Here is a 17639-nt window from a genome sequence, read left to right as displayed (position 1 = left end):
CAGCCATCCGAACGCGTCGGGCCGACTGCGGCGCCGGCCGAGGTCAGAGTCGGGCCAGCCAGTTGGTGATCAACCGGCGGCCGGCGTCGCCGGACTTCTCCGGGTGGAACTGGGTGGACCAGACCGGGCCGTCCTCGACGGCGGCGACGAACCGGTCGCCTTCATGATCGGCCCAGGTGATCTTGTCCGCCAGGCCGGGATTCAGTCGGACCGAGTCGGACCGGACGGCATAGGAATGGACGAAATAGAAGCGTTCCCGGTCGGTGCCGGCGAAGGCCGCGCTGTCGGCCGGCGGCTGGACGACGTTCCAGCCCATGTGCGGCAGCCGGACCGCGTGCAGCCGCTCGACCGTGCCCGGCCAGACGCCGCAGCCCTTGGTCAGTTCGCCGTGCTCGATCCCCTCGGTGAACAGCACCTGATGGCCGACGCAGATCGCCAGCACCGGCTTGCCCGCGGCGACCCGTTCGCCGATGATCTCTCCCCCGCCGACCCCGGTCAGCTGGTCCATGCAGGCCGCGAACGCGCCGACCCCGGGCAGCACCAGGCCGTCGGCCTGCAGGGCCGCCTCCCGGTCGGCGGTCACCACGACGTCGGCGCCGGCCCGGGCCACCGCCCGCTGCGCCGACCGCAGGTTGCCCGAGCCGTAATCCAAGATCACCACGCGCGGTGCAGCCACTACAGCGCGCCCTTCGTGCTCGGCACGCCGGTCACCCGCGGGTCCGGCTCGATCGCCGTCCGCAGCGCCCGGGCGACCGCCTTGAACTGGGCCTCGATGATGTGGTGCGGGTCGCGGCCGGCCAGCACCCGGACGTGCAGGCACAGGTGCGCGTGGAAGGCCAGCGTCTCCAGCACGTGCCGGGTCAGCGATCCGGTGTACGGCACGGTGCCGCCGGCCGACCCGGCCGGGCCGCCGCCGATCCGGACGTACTCCTGCCCCTCCGGCTCACCGCTGTGCACGCAGTACGGCCGGCCGGACACGTCGACCACCGCCTGGGCCAGCGCCTCGTCCAGCGGCACCAGCGCATCGCCGAACCGGCGGATCCCGGCCTTGTCGCCGAGCGCGGTCCGGATCGCCTGGCCGAGCACGATCGCGGTGTCCTCCACCGTGTGGTGGGCGTCGATGTGGATGTCGCCGACCGTGTGCACGTCCAGATCGATCAGCGAGTGCTTGGCGAACGCGGTCAGCATGTGGTCGTAGAACCCGACCCCGGTCAGGATGTTCGACCGCCCCGTCCCGTCGAGGTTGACGCTCAGCTTCACCGTCGACTCGGACGTCTGACGCTCCAGCTGAGCCGTACGGTCGGTCATCTCGTCTCCTTCAAGACAGTTTCGAGCGCATCCTTGAACGCGGTCATCTCCGCCGGCGTGCCGGCACTCACCCGCAGCCACCCGTCCGGGCCGGTCTCGCGAATCAGCACGCCGCGATCCAACAGACCCTGCCACACTGCGTGCCGGTCCGGGAATCGGCCGAACAGGATGAAGTTCGCGTCCGACTCGGCGACCTCCAGTCCCTGCCCGGCCAGCCAGACCGCCAGCTCGTCCCGGGCCGCGCGCAGGTCGGCCACCCGGGCCAGCAGTTCGTCGGCGTGGGCCAGCGCCACCCGGGCGACCGCCTGGGTCACCGCCGACAGGTGGTACGGCAGCCGGATGATCCGCAGCGCGTCGACGAAGGCCGCCGACGCCGCCAGATAGCCGAGCCGGCCGCCGGCGAACGCGAACGCCTTCGACATCGTCCGGGTCACCGCGAGCCGCGGAAACCGCGGCAGCAGCTCCAGCGCGCTCGGCGTCCCCGCCCGGGCGAACTCGTAGTAGGCCTCGTCGACGATGATCACTCCGGGCGCAGCCTCGATGATCTTGATCAAGGTGTCCAAGGCGACCGCGGTGCCGGTCGGGTTGTTCGGGCTGGTGACGAACACGACGTCGGGCCGGTGCTCCTTGATCGCGGCGACGGCACGGTCCGGGTCGATGGTGAAGTCGTCCTGCCGCGGCGCCGTCAGCCAGGTCGTGTGCGTGTCCCGGGCGTACTCGGGATACATCGAGTACGTCGGCGCGAACGACAGCACGCTGCGCCCCGGCCCGGCGAACGCGCCGAGCACGTGCAGCATCACCTCGTTGCTGCCGTTCGCCGCCCAGATCTGGTCGGCGGTCAGCCCGTGGCCGAGATAGGTCGCGAGGTCGGCGCGCAGCGCGCGGGCCTCCCGGTCCGGATAGCGGTTCATCTCGGTCGCGGCGGTCGCGGCCGCGGCGGCGATGTCGGCGATCACCACCGCACTCGGCGGGTACGGGTTCTCGTTCACGTTCAGCCGGTACGGCACGTCCAGCTGCGGCGCGCCGTACGGCTCCTCGCCGACCAGCTCCGGCCGCAGCGGCAGGTCGGCCAGCCCGGAACCGTCGCTCGGCGGCCCGGCGGTGCCCGTCATCGGTCGAACCTGACCGACACGGCGGCGCCGTGCGAGGGCAGGTCCTCGGCCGCGGCGAAGTGCTCGATCTGGCCGGCGATCTCGCCCAGCGCTGCCTCGGTGTAGTCGATCACGTGCACCGCCTTGACGAAGTTGCGCACGGTCAGCCCGGCGGAGTGGCAGGCGCAGCCGCCGGTCGGCAGCACGTGGGTGCTGCCGGCCGAGTAGTCGCCGAGCGAGACCGGGGCCCACGGGCCGAGGAAGATCGCCCCGGCGTTGCGGATCCGGGTGGCGACGCCGGACGGATCCTCGGTCTGGATCTCCAGGTGCTCGGCCGCGTAGCCGTTGGCGACGGCGATCCCTTGATCAAGATCATCGACCAGGACCACCGCCGACTGCTGCCCGTTCAGCGCCGCCAGGATCCGGTCGGTGTGCTTGGTGCCTGGCAGCTGCCGCTCCAGTTCCGCGACGACGGCGTCGGCCAGCGTCTGGTCCGGAGTGATCAACACCGAGGCGGCGGACGGGTCGTGCTCGGCCTGGGAGATCAGGTCGGCGGCGACGAAGCGCGGGTTGGCGGTGTGATCGGCGAGCACCGCGATCTCGGTCGGGCCGGCCTCGGAGTCGATGCTGACCCGACCCTTGAGCAGCCGCTTGGCCGCGACCACGTAGCTGTTGCCCGGCCCGGTGATCACGTTCACCGGCTCACACAGGCCGTCGACGCCGTAGCCGAACATGGCGATCGCCTGGGCACCGCCGACCGCGTACACCTCGGTCACCCCGAGCAGGTGGCAGACGGCGAGGATCGAGGGGTGCGGCAGCCCGCCGAACTCGGCCTGCGGCGGCGAGGCGATGGCGATCGAGCCGACGCCGGCGACCTGCGCCGGCACCACGTTCATGATCACGCTCGAGGCCAGCGGCGCCCGCCCGCCCGGCACGTAGAGGCCGACCCGGTCGACCGGGATCAGCCGCTGGCCGACCCGGGCGCCGGGCGCGAGCTCGATCGTGGACTCGGGCTCGCCGCGCTCCACCACGCAGACCTCACGCCGCCGCCGGATCGACTCGCCGAACGCCGCCCGGAGCTCCGCGTCCAGCTCGTACGCGGCCCGGGCCAGCTCGGCGGCCGGCACCCGGAAGTGCTCCGGCACCACGTGGTCGAACTCCTCGGAGAACTTCTCCAGGGCCGGCAGGCCGCGCTCAGCCACGTCGTCCACGATCGGCCGGACCGCCTCGACGGCGGTCTCGATCCCGAACTCGGCCCGGGGCACGACCGCCGCGTAGTCGATCGTCCCGCCATGAGCGGCCCGCCCGCGAAGATCGATCCGGCCGAGTTGCAGTGAGGTCTGAGGCACGCAGCGATTCTACGGAGCCGCTCTGATCGTCGGCAGGCAATATCACTGCGCGGCGAGGTCTCCCCCACGCCGACTTGTCAGAACTGAGTTGTGTCATAGGGCAACTCAGTTCTGACAAGTCGGCGTGGGTGTCACAATCCGCGCATGGTTGGTCACTCCTCGTCTTCCGCACCCGAGACCCTGCCCCGCGGCGAACTGCTCCGTTCGGCCGCCGGGCTCGGGCTGTACGCCGGCGCGTTCGGTGCCTCGTTCGGGGCGGTCGCGGTCGGCTCGGGGCTGTCGGTGCCGCAGGCGATGGTGCTCAGCGTGGTGTTGTTCTCCGGCGCGTCCCAGTTCGCGTTCGCCGGAGTGGTCGCCGCGGCCGGCAGCCCGTTCGCGGCGATCCCGGCGGCGTTGCTGCTCGGCGTCCGCAACTCCTTCTACGGCGTGCCGGTGGCCGAGATGCTCAAGCCGCGCTGGCCGGCCAAGCTGTGGACCGCTCACTTCGTGATCGACGAGACGACCGCCATGGCCGTCGGGCAGCCGAACCGGCCGGCCCAGCGCTACGCGTTCTGGGCCACCGGTTTGATCTTGTTCGTGCTCTGGCAGACCGGCAGCCTGGTCGGTGCCCTGCTCGGCAGCACGATCGACCCAGCGGCCTTCGGCCTGGACGCCGCGGCGCCGGCCGTCTTCCTGGCCCTGCTCTGGCCGTCGCTGAAACGATCACGGGCCCGTTGGGTCGCCTTCGGCGGCGCCGCCCTGGCGCTGCTGCTGATCCCGGTCGCCCCGCCCGGCGTGCCGGTGATCGCTGCCGCGGCGATAGCGATCATCGCCGGGTTGGTGCCCCGGCCCGGCGATCCGGAGCCCGGCGACTCCGGTGCCGGCGCGACCGAGGCCGGGGCGACGGCATGACCGCGCTCTGGATCGCGGTGATCATCGCCGCCGTCGGCTCGTACGCGCTCAAGCTGGCCGGCCTGTCCTTGCCCGAGTCGATCTTGAACCACCCCACGGTGCAACGGATCGCGCACTATCTGCCGATCGCCATGCTGTCCGCGCTGGTGATCACCGAGCTGTTCGACGGCGGTCAGCGGTTCGCGGTGGACTGGACGGTGCTGGCCGGGCTGGCCGCCGCGGTGCTGATGTTGATCTTGAAGCGGGGACTGTTGGTGGTCTTCGTGGTCGCGGTCGCGGTGACCGCCGTGCTCCGGCTGCTGACGTGATCAACTCTCCGGCGCCGGCAGCACCGAGTAGGTGACGGCGACCCGGCGGCGGCCCTCACCCCGGGCCAGTCGCCGATCGCGATAGCTCCGCAACAGTTCATCCAGGGTGTGCCGCAACTCGGCGATCTCGTCGGAGGTCAACCAGTAGGTCGACACCCCCATCGAGGTGTAGCCCTCCTGCTCATCCTGCGGCAGGTTTCGCAGGTGGCGGATCCGGAGCCGATGATCATCGAGCATCGACTCGAACAACGCGTCCGCCGCCGCGGCGTCGCCGGCCCCGTGGCCGGCCTTGATCTCCAGCACCTTGCCGGCCGCGCGCCACGGCCGGTTGCGGCCGTCTCCCTCGGCTGCGGCGTCGCGGACCACGACGCCCCATTTCTCCAACGCCCGCAGGTGATAGCTCATCGCGCTCGGGCTGAGCGCCGTCCGCTGCGCCAACTGCGTCGCGGTCAATGCCTGCTGCTCGGCGTACAGGATGTTGATCACCTGTTGCCGCGCCTCGTGCGCGATGGCCCGGATCGCTCGGGCATCGGTGAGCAGCACCGACTTCTCCTCGCCTTCACTCATCAGTGCAGGCTATCAAGATCTGAAAGAGATGTTTGACATCTGCTCCACAGCGCCCTAGCGTTGAGCGTGAAAGAACTGCTTCAGATTGGAGTCGCCGTGCACGGGCATGACACGTGGCTGACCTGCCATCTCGACCTGCCGCGACCCGGCGAGGACCGGCACCCGGACCGCACCCGACACCTCGCCGAGGCCACTCGCCGCAACCGCTCGACCCGGCGCGAGGCCCGCGACCGGAAGCAGGCCGCCCGGCTCCGCCGCCGGGCCGAACGGCTGCTCCGGCACGCCGGCGTGCTGGAACGGCGGCTGCGGCTCTCCGCTCCGTGACGGCCCGGCTTTGACACGGCGCGACTGATCCCGGAAGGTCGTCGGCGTGGAGCGCGACACCCATCTCATCCCGGCGTCCGAAGCGGCCGGCTACCCGGAGCCGGAATCGGTGCGCGGGACGTTGCTGCCGTACGAGCAGGTGCGACAACCGCACGACTGCACCGATCGCTGCAGCCCCGACGACGCCACCGGGATCACGCATCCGGACCGGCCCGACTCCCGGCTGCTCGACGTGATCGCCGACAACCGGCGGCTGCTGGCCGGGCTCCGGGTCGGGTCCGGTCCGGCGGTGATCACGCTGGCGACGCTGCGCCGGCCGATCGGCGCCATCCTGCTCACCTGTCACGTGGTGGCGTCGGCGGCCGACTCCGACCTGCTCCGGGAGCTGCTCGACCTGCCGAGCGCCGCACTGGAGGCCATCGATGACGGGGTCGGCGATCGACTGGCGGCCAAGCACGGCGGCCCGGACGGGCTCGACGGGCTGCTGCTCGACCCCGGCTTCGTCGAGCAGCAGGTCGCGGAATATCCGAGTCTCGACCCCGATCTGACGTTCGGTTTGCTGGTCCAGCTGATCACCGGGACCGAGCGGCTACTCGCCGAGATCGTCGACCTCGGCAGCGCTCCGTCGATGATCGCCGACGCCGCCTTCGATGCCGAGAACCCTCTCGCCACCCTGCTCCACCTGCTCCTCGGCCACGAGGACCCCGACTGACCCCACCTCCCGCCGACTTGTCAGAACTGAGTTGTGCCCTGGGGCTACTCAGTTCTGACAAGTCGGTGGGGAGGGGGTTGCTACAGGGAGCGGAGCAGGTATTCGAGGGAGCTGAGGCCGACGCCGAAGGCGGAGTAGCTGCTGGCACAGTCGGTCGCTGTCTCGTCGTCCGGATCGTTGCGGCCCTTGCAGTCCGGCGACAGGTAGCGGTCACCGTTGAGCTGGGCGAGGTCGTGCGCGCCGTCGAGGAGGGCCTTCGCCCGCCGGTAGTCCGGATCGGCCGTCAGCTTCAGCAGGGTCTGCCAGCCCGCTGCGGCCTCGGCCCGGCAGTCCTCGAGCCGGTCGCCGATCCGGCACTCGAACATCGCGTCGGTACGGTCCCGCAGCGCGTCCGCGTACCGCCGGCACAACTCTCGGCCCGCCGCCTGGCCGTCGATTCCGGGCGTCGCACTGGACGGCTGGCAGCCCTCGGCGGGCGGTGAATTGAGCCAGGTCGGCTCGGGCGTCTCGGCCGGCCGGGTGGCCACGGTCCGCTCCGGCTCGACCGGTCCGGACAACAGGTCACGGAAGATCACGATCAGCCCGGACGCCGCCAGTAGGGCGACCACGATCCCGATCGCCAGGGCGACCACAGCGCGCTGGCGTTCCGGCGGTTCCGGCGGTTCCGGATCGGGGTCGGACACCGCCCGAGGGTACCCGGAGCGCCGGTTCCTACTAGCATCCCAGTCACCGATCGGGAAGGTGGCGACATGGCGACCGGTGGCACTCCGGCGACGGCCCTGCTGGCCAAGGCCAAGATCGACTTCACCCTGCATCCGTACGACCACGACCCGGCGAACACCGGATTCGGCGACGAGGCGGCGGCCGCGCTCGGGGTGGACCGGCAGCGGATCTTCAAGACCCTGGTCGCCGAGGTCGCCGGCTCCCCGGTGCTGGCGGTGGTCCCGGTCGCGCAGCAGCTCGACCTGAAGGCCCTGGCGGCCGCCCGCGGCGCCAAGAAGGCCACCCTGGCGGACGTCGAGGACGCGGCCCGGCTGACCGGATCGGTGGTCGGCGGCATCTCCCCGCTGGGTTCGCGCCGCCCGCTGCCGGTGGTGATCGACGCCTCGGCGGAGTCGTACCCGACGATCTTCGTCTCCGCCGGCAAACGCGGCCTGCAACTCGAACTCTCCCCCGCCGCCCTGACCAAGATCACCAAGGCAAACGTGGCCCCCATCGCCCACTAACACCCCGACTTGTCAGACTCTCAGCACGCTATAGCGTGCCCAGAGTCTGACAAGTCGGGGTTGGTGGGGCCGGCGGGGAGGATGGAGGGGTGATGGCCAAGGCGCAGGGTGGGTCCGTTGAGGTGGACGGGCAGCAGGTGCGGATCACCAACCTGGACAAGGTGCTGTATCCGGAGACCGGCACCACCAAGGGTGAAGTGCTGCTCTATTACACCGAGATCGCCGACCGGATCCTGCCCCAGCTGGCCGGCCGGGCCGCGACCCGGAAACGGTGGCCGAACGGCGTCGGGACCGAGCGGGACCCCGAGATCGTCTTCTTCACCAAGAATCTCGACTCCGGCACTCCGGACTGGGTCACCCGGCAGGGCATCAGCCACAGCGACGGCGTCAATCTGTATCCGATCATCGACTCGGTCGCCTCGCTGACCCAGATGGCGCAGTACGCGGCGCTGGAGCTGCATGTGCCGCAGTGGCGGTTCGGCGCCGACGGGAAGCCGTCCCACCCCGATCGGCTGGTGCTCGACCTCGACCCCGGCCCTGGCGTCGGGCTGGCCGAATGCGCGGAGGTCGCACTGCGGATCCGGGATCTGCTGGCAGGCATCGGGATGACGGCGGTGCCGGTGACCAGCGGCAGCAAGGGCCTGCATCTGTATGCCCCGTTGGACGGCGAGATCACCTCCGACGGCGCCAGCACCCTGGCCCGCGAACTCGCCCGCACCCTGGAGACCGCGGACCCCCAGCTGGTCACCAGCCAGATGAAGAAGTCGCTGCGGCCGGGCCGGGTGTTCGTCGACTGGAGCCAGAACAACGCGGCCAAGACGACCATCTGTCCCTATTCGCTGCGCGGCCGGTCGCGGCCGATGGTCGCGGCTCCGCGAACCTGGGCCGAGCTCGAGGCCGATGATCTTGATCATCTCGACTACCACCAGGTGCTGGCCCGGCTGAGTGAACCGGATCCGCTGGCCGATCAGGGCGGTGCGGTCGCCGCCACCCCGCCCGGCCGGGACCGGCTGAGCACGTACCGGAGCATGCGGGACGCCGGCAAGACGCCGGAGCCGGTGCCGGCCACTCCTCCGGCGACCACCGACGGCCGTTCGTTCGTGATCCAGGAGCACCACGCCCGGCGGCTGCACTGGGATTTCCGGCTGGAGCACGACGGCGTGCTGGTCAGTTGGGCCCTGCCGAAGGGGGTGCCGACCACGCCGGACACCAATCACCTGGCCGTGCAGACCGAAGATCATCCGCTGGAGTACGGCAGCTTCGAGGGCTCCATCCCGGCCGGCGAGTACGGCGGCGGCAACGTCACGATCTGGGACTCCGGCAGCTACGTCGAGCACAAGTGGCGCGACGGCAAGGAGGTGATCGCGACCCTGACCGGCCGCGACGACGGCGGCCTGGACGGGCCGCGCACCTACGCGCTGATCCACACCGGCGGCGGCGACCGGCCGGACAATCAGTGGCTGATCCACCTGATGAAGCCGGAGTCGTCGGCCAAGCTGACCGACGAGTCGGGACCGGCCGCCGCATTGCCGGAGCCGTTGACGCCGATGATGGCGGCGCTGGCCACCGTCAGTGAGTTGCGCAGCACCGACGACTGGTCGTTCGAGATGAAGTGGGACGGCGTCCGGGTGGTCGCCTGCCTCGGCCGGGCCGGCGGCCGGACCTCGGTCAAGCTGTGGAGCCGGCGCGGGAACGACGTCACCGCCACCTACCCGGAGATCGCCGAGGCCTGCGCCAAGCTCGACACCGACCAGACGATCCTGGATGGCGAGATCGTCGCCCTGGATGCCGCCGGCCGGCCGAGCTTCAGCCGGCTGCAGCAACGGATCAACGTCCACCTTGCTCGCGACGTGGCCCGGCTGCGGTCCAGCGTCCCGGTGCAGTTGGTCGCGTTCGATCTGATCATGGTCGATGATCGTTCACTGCTGCGCACCCCGTACGACGAGCGCCGGAGCCTGCTGTCCCAGCTGCTGGCGGACGCGGATCCGCGGATCCAGGTGCCGCCGGCCTTCGACGGTGATCTTGAAACCGCGCTCGAGGTGAGCGAGTCGATGGGTCTGGAGGGTGTGGTCGCCAAGCGCCGCTCCTCCACCTATCTGAAGGGCCGCCGGGCCAGCACCTGGCTCAAGATCAAACACCGCAAGCACCAGGAAGTGATCGTCGTCGGCTGGCGCGAGGGTCAGGGTCGGCGCGACGGCAGCATCGGCGCCCTGGTGCTGGCCCTGCCCGACGGCGACGGGCTGCGTTACGTCGGCGCCGCCGGCAGCGGGCTGGGCGATGCCGATCTTGAGCTGGCGACGGAGGTGCTCACTCCCCTGGCTCGGAAGAAGACCGCCCTGCCGGCGGTGCCGGCCGAGGAGCCGCGGACCGTGCACTGGGTCGAGCCGTTGCTGGTCGGCGAGGTCGAGTTCGCGGGCTGGACCGAGCCGGGCCTGCTCTGGCACCCGGTCTGGCGCGGCTGGCGGCCGGACAAGACGCCGGACGAGATCGTCGTCGAAGAGTGATGTGTACGATTGGTGTATGACACGCACCAACGTCGACATCGATGATGAACTCGTCGAGACCGTGATGAAGCAGAACGGGCTGTCCACGAAGCGTGAGGCGATAGATTTCGCGCTCCGCCGGACCGTCCGTGATCAACGTGCATTCAAGGCGAAGTTCCGCAGCCTGCGCGGCATCGGCTACCCGATGAGCAACGACGAACTCGAAGATCATTCGGGTTCTTGATGGCGCGCTACCTGCTCGACACCTCGATCTGGGTGAGTTGGCTCAGGGGTGACAGAGATCTGTCGGACCGGGTCGATGCCCTCATCGACCCCGACGACGCGGAGGTGTGGAGTTGCGGACCTGTGCGACTCGAACTGCTTCGCGGCACCGACGCAACAGATCAGCAGCTGATCCGGGAGACGTTCAGTCTCGTCCCGTCCGCGCCGGTGGATGAATCAGATTTCGACGAGGCGGCGACGATCTACCACCTCGCCCGCGGCCGCGGCCACACGATCCGGTCCAGCCTCGACTGCCTCATTGCGGCCGTCGCGCTCCGGCAGGAATTCGTCGTGGTTCACCGCGACGTCGACTTTGTCCGGATGGCCGATGCCATCCCGGCCCTTTCCGTGATCGACCTAACGGCGTGACGCCCGCCGCGGCAGGATCGGCCGCGGCTCCTCCGGATCGCGGGACAGCGAGGAAGCCAGCAGCACCGGGATGATCCCGCCGAACGGCCAGGCCAGGAAGCCGATCGGGGTCCGCAGGGTGAGGTCGACCGGCACCCGATCTCCGGGGACCGCGGCGGCCAGCCGGGCCTCGAAGTCGTGCGGCCCGATGACCCCGCCGGCCAGGAAGCAGAGCAGCCCGGCGGTGATCACGCCGAGCACCGCGACCACGACCACCGGCCAGCCGAGCCGGCCGAGCCAGCGCCAGGCGATCACGCCGAGGCCGAGCCCGACGGCGAAGCCGATCACCACGAAATAGGCATCGCCGGCGACGATCTCGACCATTTGCCGCTCCGGCATCGTCGCCGACGCGTCCGACGCGACCTGATAGCCGGCCAGCGGCGTGACCCGGGACCAGAGGACCCCGGTCAGCACCCCGACGGCGACGCAGAGCGCCGCGTACGCCGAGATCCAGATCGTGGATTTGCGCCGGCGCTCCCGCCTCGTCTCGATCGCCCGCCGTGCTGACATCTGGCGAGTCTATTGCGACCGCTCCGCCGCCCGCGCTCAGGCCGGGCGGAGCGCGATGTTGGCGTACGTGATCGGGTCGCCGGACAGGTCGAGCGCCTCGCCCATCGTGCAGAAGTAGAGGTCGGTTCGGTGCCGGCGAAGGGCCAGCCGCCGCTCGCCGTCGAACTCGATCGCCGCGGCGCCCCGGCGGCGGAGCAGCCGGACGGAGTTGATCTTGCTGCCGGCGATGGTGATCGTGTAGTCCCGGTTCCAGGGACCGTCGACCGGTTGATCATCGGCGATCTCGATCGGGTCGTTGCGATAGAGCGCCAGCCCGTCGTTCTGGATCAGCCAGTCGCCGTCCTGCCGGAAGGTGGTGCCCGGCTCCTCCTCGTTGAGCTGGTCGGCCGAGAAGGTCACGGCCCCGCGGGCCGCATAGCTGCTCTCGATCCGCGGCCGCCGCGTGGTGATCAGGGGCGCCCGTTCGGCCCCGGCACCGAGCAGCTCCCGGAACGCGCGGCGGCAGAGGTCCTCGAACAGCGACGATCCGGACGAGTTGGTCAGCACCACGACACCGACCCCGTCGCGCGGCGCCCAGCCGAGGTAACAGGTGAAGCCGTAGCCGCCCCCGCCGTGGCCGAGGATCACCCGATCGTCCCAGCGGGCGTGCCGGACGGCGAGGCCGTACCCGAGATCCTGGTCCGGTTCCGGCGACGGCACCGCGTACTGCTCGCGCAGCAGCTCCGGCGTCAGGATCCCTTCGCCGCCGGCGAGGTGGAAGCTGACGAAGCGGCAGGCGTCGTCGATGCCGGAGTACACCCCGCCCGCGGCGATCATCGGGATCCAGACCGGCAGCCGGGCGACCTGCGGGTCGTGCCCGCGGGCCCGGTCCGGTTCGGTCATGATCGCGCGCTGGTCGAAGGTCGTCCGGCGCAACCCCAGCGGCTCCAGCAGCCGCTCCCGGGCGAGGGTCAGGAACGGCCGGCCGGTGACGGACTCCAGGGCGTGCGCGGCCAGATCGATGCCGAGGTTGGAGTACTCGTAGTGGTGGCCGACCGGAAACCGGAGCCAGCTGTCGGAGATGCTCCGCAGGTGCGCCGCCCAGGATCGGTCGGCGTGGTAGTTGCTGCCGATCGGGGCCTCGTGGGTGAAGCCGGCCCGATGGCTGAGCAGCAGGCGCAGCGTCATCCGGCGCTCCGGGTGCCGCTCCCAGGAACTGTGCACGGTGAAGTCCGGCAGATAGCTGGTGATCGGCTCGTCCAGGTCGAGCAGGCCGTCCCGCACCGCGGTCATGATCACCGTCGACGTGTACAGCTTGGACACCGACTGGATGCTGAACATCGTGCTCGGCGTGACCTCCGCGCCGCCGCGGGTGGTGTGGCCGAAGCCGGCCGACCAGCGCAGCCCGGAGGCGTCACAGATCCCGATCGCCAGCCCCGGCACGTCGTGCTCGGCCAGCAGGCCCGGGACATCGCGCCGCAACCGGTCCGTCGTCGTCTTCAGCCGCACCGGAGTCAGTCCTTGATCACGAAGCCAGGCAGGACGGGCCGAGCAGCGCCTTGAGATCCGCCATCAGCGGCCCGGACGGGTTGACCCGGAGTTGTTGATCAAGCCGCATCAGTGTCGTCTTGCCCGACGACACCAGCTTGAGCCGGACCTCGGTGCCGCCCGGATGGGAGGACAGCACCTCGCGCAGCTGCTCCACCACCGGCGGGGTGCAGCGGACCGCGGGCAGCGAGATCACCACCGGGCCGGACGGGGCATCGGTCACGTCGGGCAGGGACAACTCCTGCCCGGTCAGCGCGACGCTGTCGTCGTCCACCTTGATCCGGCCCTTGACCTTGACCACCGTGTCGGTCGCCAGTGAGGTCGAGACGAGGTCGTACGCCTTGGGGAACAGCAACACCTCGATCGAGGCCTCCAGATCCTCGACCGTGACCACCGCCCAGATGTCGCCGCGTTTGGTCGTCTTCCGGGTGATGCTGGTGATCATGCCGCAGACGGTGATCATGCCCTCGCGGGGCCCGTCGTCGGCCAGCACCGCGGCGATGCTCAGGTCTCGCTCGGCCGACAGGATGTGCTCCAGCCCCTGCAGCGGATGATCACTGACGTAGAGCCCGAGCATCTCCCGCTCGAACGCCAGCTTGGTGGTCTTGTCCCAGTCCTCCAGGTCGGGCACCGTGCCGCCGAGCACCGGGTCGGTCCCGCCGAGATCACCGAACAGGTCGTCCTGCCCGTGCGCCGAGTTGCGCTTGATGTCGATCACGCCGTCGACCGCGTTTTCGTAGATCGACATCAGCGCCCGCCGCGGATGGCTCATCGAGTCGAAGGCGCCGGCCTTGATCAACGACTCGGTGACCCGCTTGTTGCAGGCGATCTGGCCGATGTGATCAAGGTAGTCGTAGAAGGTGGCCGCCTTCCCCTTCTGCTCGCGGGAGGCGACGATGTCGTCGACCACGTTGCTGCCGACGTTGCGGATCGCGGTCAGGCCGAAGCGGATGTCGGACCCGACCGGGGTGAAGTTGTGCTCGGACTCGTTCACGTCCGGTGGCAGCACCTTGATCCCCATCCGCCGGCACTCGGCCAGATAGATGGCCATCTTGTCCTTGTCGTCCTTGACCGAGGTCAGCACCGCCGCCATGTATTCGGCCGGGTAGTTGGCCTTCAGGTACGCGGTCCAGTACGAAACCTGGCCGTACGCGGCGGCGTGTGCCTTGCCGAAGCCGTAGTCGGCGAACGGCATCAACGCGTCCCAGACCGCCTTGACCGCCTGGTCGGAGAAGCCGCGCTCCTTCATCCCGGCCTCGAACGGCGCGTACTCCGCGTCGAGGACTTCCTTCTTCTTCTTGCCCATCGCGCGCCGCAGCATGTCCGCGCGTCCCAGCGTGTACCCGGCCAGGTGCCGGGCGACCTCGATCACGTCCTCCTGATAGACGATCAGGCCGTAGTTGTCCTCGATGACCGGCTTGAGGGCGTCGACCACCTCGGGATGCGGATAGACGATCTCCTGCTGGCCGCTGCGCCGCATCGCGTAGTTGACGTGGGAGTTGATCCCCATCGGACCGGGCCGGTACAGCGCGATCGTCGCCATGATGTCCTGGATCCGCTTCGGCCGCATCAGCCGCAGCAGCGACCGGGTGCCGCCGGAGTCCAGCTGGAACACGCCCAGCGTGTCGCCCCGGCTGAGCAACTCGTACGCGGCCTCGTTGGTGGGGTCGGCGCCGAGGGCGTCCAGGTCGAGCTCCACGCCGCGGTTGAGCTTCACGTTCTCCACCGCGTCGCCCAGCACGGTCAGGTTGCGCAGCCCGAGGAAGTCCATCTTGACCAGGCCGAGCGCCTCGGACGACGGGTAGTCGAACTGGGTGATGATCGCGCCGTCCGCGTCCCGTTTCATGATCGGGATGATGTCCAGCAGCGGCTCGGAGGACATGATCACGCCGGCCGCGTGCACGCCGGACTGCCGGATCAGGCCCTCCAGCCCCTTGGCGGTGTCGACGACCCGCTGGACGTCGTTGTCGGTCTGGTAGAGCTGCCGGAACTCCCCGCCCTCGCCGTAGCGCGCGTCGGTCTGGTCGAACAGCTTCTTCAGCGGCACGTCCTTGCCCATCACGGGCGGTGGCATCGCCTTGGTGATCCGGTCGCCCATCGCGAACGGGTAGCCGAGCACCCGGGACGCGTCCTTGACGGCCTGCTTCGCCTTGATCGTGCCGTAGGTGGCGATCTGGGCCACCCGGTCGTCGCCGTACTTCTCGGTGACGTAGCGGATCACCTCGCCCCGCCGACGCTCGTCGAAGTCGACGTCGAAGTCGGGCATCGACATCCGCTCGGGGTTCAGAAAGCGCTCGAAGGTGAGCTTGTATTCCAGCGGATCCAGGTCGGTGATCCGCATCGCGTACGCCGTCAGGGAGCCCGCGCCGGAGCCGCGCACGCCGGTCCGGATGCCCCGGTCCTTGGCCCACTGCATGAAGTCGGCGACCACCAGGTAGTACCCCGGATACCCCTTGCCGATGATCACCTCGTTCTCGTAGTCGGCCCGGGTGCGGATCTCTTCGGTGATCCCGTTCGGATAGCGGTAGCGCAGGCCCTTCTCGACCTCCTTGAGATACCAGGTGGTCTCGTCCTCGCCGGGCGGGCAGGGGTAGCGCGGCATGAACCGGCCCTCGCCCTCGGTGAAGGTGATCTCGCACCGCTCGGCGATCCGCAGCGTGTTGTCGCAGGCCTCCGGCAGTTCCTTGAACACCTGCCGCATCTCGGCCGGCGACTTCAGGTAATAGCCGTTGCCGTCGAGCTTGAACCGGTTCGTGTCGGCCATCGTGGAGCCGGTCTGCACGCAGAGCAGCACCTCGTGCGCCGCCGCGTCCTCCGGCGTGGAGTAGTGCAGGTCGTTGGTCGCGACCAGCGGCAGCCGCAGGTCCTTGGAGAGTTGCAGCAGCCCCACCCGGACCCGCTTCTCCAGGCTGAGGCCGTGGTCCATGATCTCGATGAAGTAGTTCTCGGCGCCGAAGATGTCGCGGAATTCGGCGGCGCTGGCCCGGGCCTCGTCGTACTTGCCCAACCGGAGATAGGTCTGCACCTCGCCGGACGGGCAGCCGGTGGTGGCGATCAGGCCCTTCGAGTATTCCGACAGCAGCTCGCGGTCCATCCGCGGCTTGTAGAAGAAGCCCTCCAGCGACGCCCGCGAGCCCAGCCGGAAGAGATTGTGCATCCCCTCGGTGGTCTCGGACAGGATCGTCATGTGGGTGAACGCGCCGCCGCCGGACACGTCATCGCCGCCGCCGTCACCCCAGCGGACCCGCTTCCGCTCGCTGCGGTGCGTCTTCGGCGTGACGTAGGCCTCGATGCCGATGATCGGCTTCACCGGGTAGGACTTCGAGACCTTGTAGAACTCGTACGCCCCGTGCAGGAAGCCGTGGTCGGTGACGGCGAGGGCCGGCATCCCCATCCGCTCGGCGCCGGCGTAGAGGTCCTTGATCCGGGCCGCACCGTCCAGCATCGAGAACTCGGTATGGACGTGCAGGTGAACGAAGCTGTCGTCCGCCGCACCCGCTGCCGCCGTGGTTCCCGCCATGACCTGGACCAACCTCCAAATGTCGAAGTGTGCGGCGCCGGCCGTGGGGAAGTTCGGCTCGGAGACACACTTTATGCCCTCCTCGGAAGGTCCATCATGAGGCACGCCGCTGACAGTCCGACCCAACCCCTCGAGGGGCCGGATCCGGTGCTGTGCAAGGGATTTCTCCCTGGAATTCGACCACCGGTCAGCCGGAGATCCGCGACACGCCGAGCGGACCAGGCTCCCCGCCGACCTGGCGGTCGGATTCCAGGGCGACGGCTCAGGCGAACGGCCGCAGACCCTCCAACAGCGGGGTGGTCGGCCGGCCGATCAGCGACGCCAGCACCCCGTCCCCGGTGTCGGCCAGCACCCCGCCGGCGATGTTGGTGTCCAGAGCCGCGACGAAGCCCGCGGTGCCCTCGTCCAGGCCGGCGACGGTCAGTTCCTTGATCAGCACGTCGGGCTCGACCGGCCGGTAGCCGACCTCGCGGCCGAGCACGGTACCGACGGCGACAGCGAGTTCCGGGAAGTCCCAGGCGATGTCACCGGCGAGTTCGTACACCCGGCCCTCGTGGTCTCCGGCGGTCAGCACCGCGGCCGCCGCCTCGGCGTAATCCACCCGGGATGCCGACGCCACCCGACCCTCGCCCGCGGCCGCTGTGATCGTCCCGGTCTGCCGGGCCTGGTCCAGCTGGGGCGCGTAGTTCTCGGTGTACCAGTTGTTGCGGAGGAAGGTGTACGGCAGGCCGGACTCCTTGATCAACTCCTCCGTCGCCTTGTGCTCCGGAGCCAGCGCCAGGTCAGTGCTGTCCGCGTGCGGCGCACTGGTGTAGACGACGTGCCCGACCCCGGCCGCCTTCGCCGCCTCGATCACGTTGCGGTGCTGCGGGACCCGCTGCCCCGGCTCGCTGCCGGAGATCAGCAGCAGCTTTTCGACGCCCTCGAACGCCGCCCGCAGGGCCGCCGGCGATCCGTAGTCGGCGACCCGGACCGAGATCCCCCGTTCGGCCAGGTCCGTCGCCTTGGCCGGGTCGCGGACCACCGCCACCAGCTCGTCCGGCTGGTGCTGCCGCAGCAGCGCCTCGATCGTCAGCCGCCCCAACTGTCCGGTGGCTCCGGTCACTCCAATCGTCATGGATTCTCCCTCGGTC

The 17639-nt window shown here is 69.9% G+C and carries 18 protein-coding genes; 8 read left to right on the top strand and 10 right to left on the bottom strand.

Annotation, left to right across the window (positions count from 1 at the left end; translation table 11 throughout):
* Positions 1-43: 43 nt before the first annotated feature.
* Genes hisH through hisD form a run of 4 tightly spaced genes read right to left on the bottom strand, consistent with a single transcriptional unit; the run spans position 44 to position 3718 of the window.
* Entirely contained in the window at positions 44-676 is a 633-nt protein-coding gene (hisH, locus tag FNH24_RS17920; protein WP_217428291.1) for an imidazole glycerol phosphate synthase subunit HisH, read from the bottom strand.
* Positions 676-1308, bottom strand: a complete 633-nt coding sequence (hisB, locus tag FNH24_RS17915) for an imidazoleglycerol-phosphate dehydratase HisB (RefSeq protein WP_152363582.1) — start codon at positions 1306-1308, stop codon at positions 676-678. Before hisB ends, hisH begins: the two co-directional genes overlap by 1 nt.
* Positions 1305-2420, bottom strand: a complete 1116-nt coding sequence (locus tag FNH24_RS17910) for a histidinol-phosphate transaminase (protein WP_152363581.1) — start codon at positions 2418-2420, stop codon at positions 1305-1307. The genes hisB and FNH24_RS17910 overlap by 4 nt, the downstream gene beginning before the upstream one ends.
* Positions 2417-3718, bottom strand: a complete 1302-nt coding sequence (hisD, locus tag FNH24_RS17905) for a histidinol dehydrogenase (RefSeq protein WP_152364115.1) — start codon at positions 3716-3718, stop codon at positions 2417-2419. Before hisD ends, FNH24_RS17910 begins: the two co-directional genes overlap by 4 nt.
* A 174-nt stretch (positions 3719-3892) precedes the next feature.
* Here hisD and FNH24_RS17900 point away from each other — a divergent pair, with 174 nt between their 5' ends.
* Together FNH24_RS17900 and FNH24_RS17895 are read left to right on the top strand one after the other, a co-directional pair.
* Positions 3893-4639: an AzlC family ABC transporter permease gene (locus FNH24_RS17900; protein WP_152363580.1), complete on the top strand. Its 747-nt coding sequence runs from the start codon at positions 3893-3895 to the stop codon at positions 4637-4639.
* Entirely contained in the window at positions 4636-4947 is a 312-nt protein-coding gene (locus FNH24_RS17895) for an AzlD domain-containing protein (RefSeq protein ID WP_152363579.1), read from the top strand. The genes FNH24_RS17900 and FNH24_RS17895 overlap by 4 nt, the downstream gene beginning before the upstream one ends.
* Here the strand turns inward: FNH24_RS17895 and FNH24_RS17890 are convergent, their stop codons facing one another.
* The gene (locus FNH24_RS17890; RefSeq protein WP_152363578.1) at positions 4948-5514 is read right to left on the bottom strand and encodes an ArsR/SmtB family transcription factor; all 567 of its coding nucleotides are present in this window, start codon (positions 5512-5514) and stop codon (positions 4948-4950) included. It abuts the gene before it with no gap.
* Between the two features lie 96 nt (positions 5515-5610).
* On the opposite strand from FNH24_RS17890, the gene FNH24_RS17885 reads away from it, so the two are divergent.
* Complete coding sequence (locus FNH24_RS17885) at positions 5611-5838, top strand: hypothetical protein (RefSeq protein WP_152363577.1); 228 nt, start codon at positions 5611-5613, stop codon at positions 5836-5838.
* Between the two features lie 46 nt (positions 5839-5884).
* Positions 5885-6550: a hypothetical protein gene (locus tag FNH24_RS17880; protein WP_152363576.1), complete on the top strand. Its 666-nt coding sequence runs from the start codon at positions 5885-5887 to the stop codon at positions 6548-6550.
* Positions 6551-6630: 80 nt separating this feature from the next.
* Here the strand turns inward: FNH24_RS17880 and FNH24_RS17875 are convergent, their stop codons facing one another.
* The gene (locus FNH24_RS17875) at positions 6631-7233 is read right to left on the bottom strand and encodes a hypothetical protein (protein ID WP_152363575.1); all 603 of its coding nucleotides are present in this window, start codon (positions 7231-7233) and stop codon (positions 6631-6633) included.
* Between the two features lie 66 nt (positions 7234-7299).
* On the opposite strand from FNH24_RS17875, the gene ybaK reads away from it, so the two are divergent.
* The 4 genes from ybaK (at position 7300) to vapC (ending at position 10910) form a co-directional block, all read left to right on the top strand.
* Positions 7300-7776, top strand: coding sequence for a Cys-tRNA(Pro) deacylase (gene ybaK / locus FNH24_RS17870; RefSeq protein WP_152363574.1), 477 nt, complete (start codon positions 7300-7302; stop codon positions 7774-7776).
* 92 nt (positions 7777-7868) lie between these two features.
* A complete protein-coding gene (locus FNH24_RS17865) occupies positions 7869-10280 on the top strand; it encodes an ATP-dependent DNA ligase (protein WP_152363573.1) in 2412 nt (803 codons plus the stop codon).
* Positions 10281-10296: 16 nt separating this feature from the next.
* Positions 10297-10503: a type II toxin-antitoxin system VapB family antitoxin gene (locus tag FNH24_RS17860; protein ID WP_170304512.1), complete on the top strand. Its 207-nt coding sequence runs from the start codon at positions 10297-10299 to the stop codon at positions 10501-10503.
* The gene (vapC, locus tag FNH24_RS17855) at positions 10503-10910 is read left to right on the top strand and encodes a type II toxin-antitoxin system VapC family toxin (protein WP_152363571.1); all 408 of its coding nucleotides are present in this window, start codon (positions 10503-10505) and stop codon (positions 10908-10910) included. Before FNH24_RS17860 ends, vapC begins: the two co-directional genes overlap by 1 nt.
* Here the strand turns inward: vapC and FNH24_RS17850 are convergent.
* The 4 genes from FNH24_RS17850 to FNH24_RS17835 form a co-directional block, all read right to left on the bottom strand.
* Complete coding sequence (locus tag FNH24_RS17850; protein WP_152363570.1) at positions 10899-11459, bottom strand: hypothetical protein; 561 nt, start codon at positions 11457-11459, stop codon at positions 10899-10901. The genes vapC and FNH24_RS17850 overlap by 12 nt on opposite strands.
* Before the next feature lie 36 nt (positions 11460-11495).
* Positions 11496-12947, bottom strand: a complete 1452-nt coding sequence (locus FNH24_RS17845; protein ID WP_161606182.1) for a serine hydrolase domain-containing protein — start codon at positions 12945-12947, stop codon at positions 11496-11498.
* Positions 12948-12963: 16 nt separating this feature from the next.
* A complete protein-coding gene (dnaE, locus tag FNH24_RS17840; protein WP_152363568.1) occupies positions 12964-16506 on the bottom strand; it encodes a DNA polymerase III subunit alpha in 3543 nt (1180 codons plus the stop codon).
* A gap of 262 nt (positions 16507-16768) precedes the next feature.
* Positions 16769-17623, bottom strand: coding sequence for an SDR family oxidoreductase (locus FNH24_RS17835; protein WP_152363567.1), 855 nt, complete (start codon positions 17621-17623; stop codon positions 16769-16771).
* Positions 17624-17639: the final 16 nt, after the last annotated feature.

This window comes from Microlunatus speluncae (assembly GCF_009299835.1).
Taxonomy (GTDB): Bacteria; Actinomycetota; Actinomycetes; order Propionibacteriales; family Propionibacteriaceae; genus Microlunatus; species Microlunatus speluncae.
The sequence above is the reverse complement of the archived record's forward strand: the minus strand, read 5'-3'. Positions and strand labels throughout refer to the sequence as shown.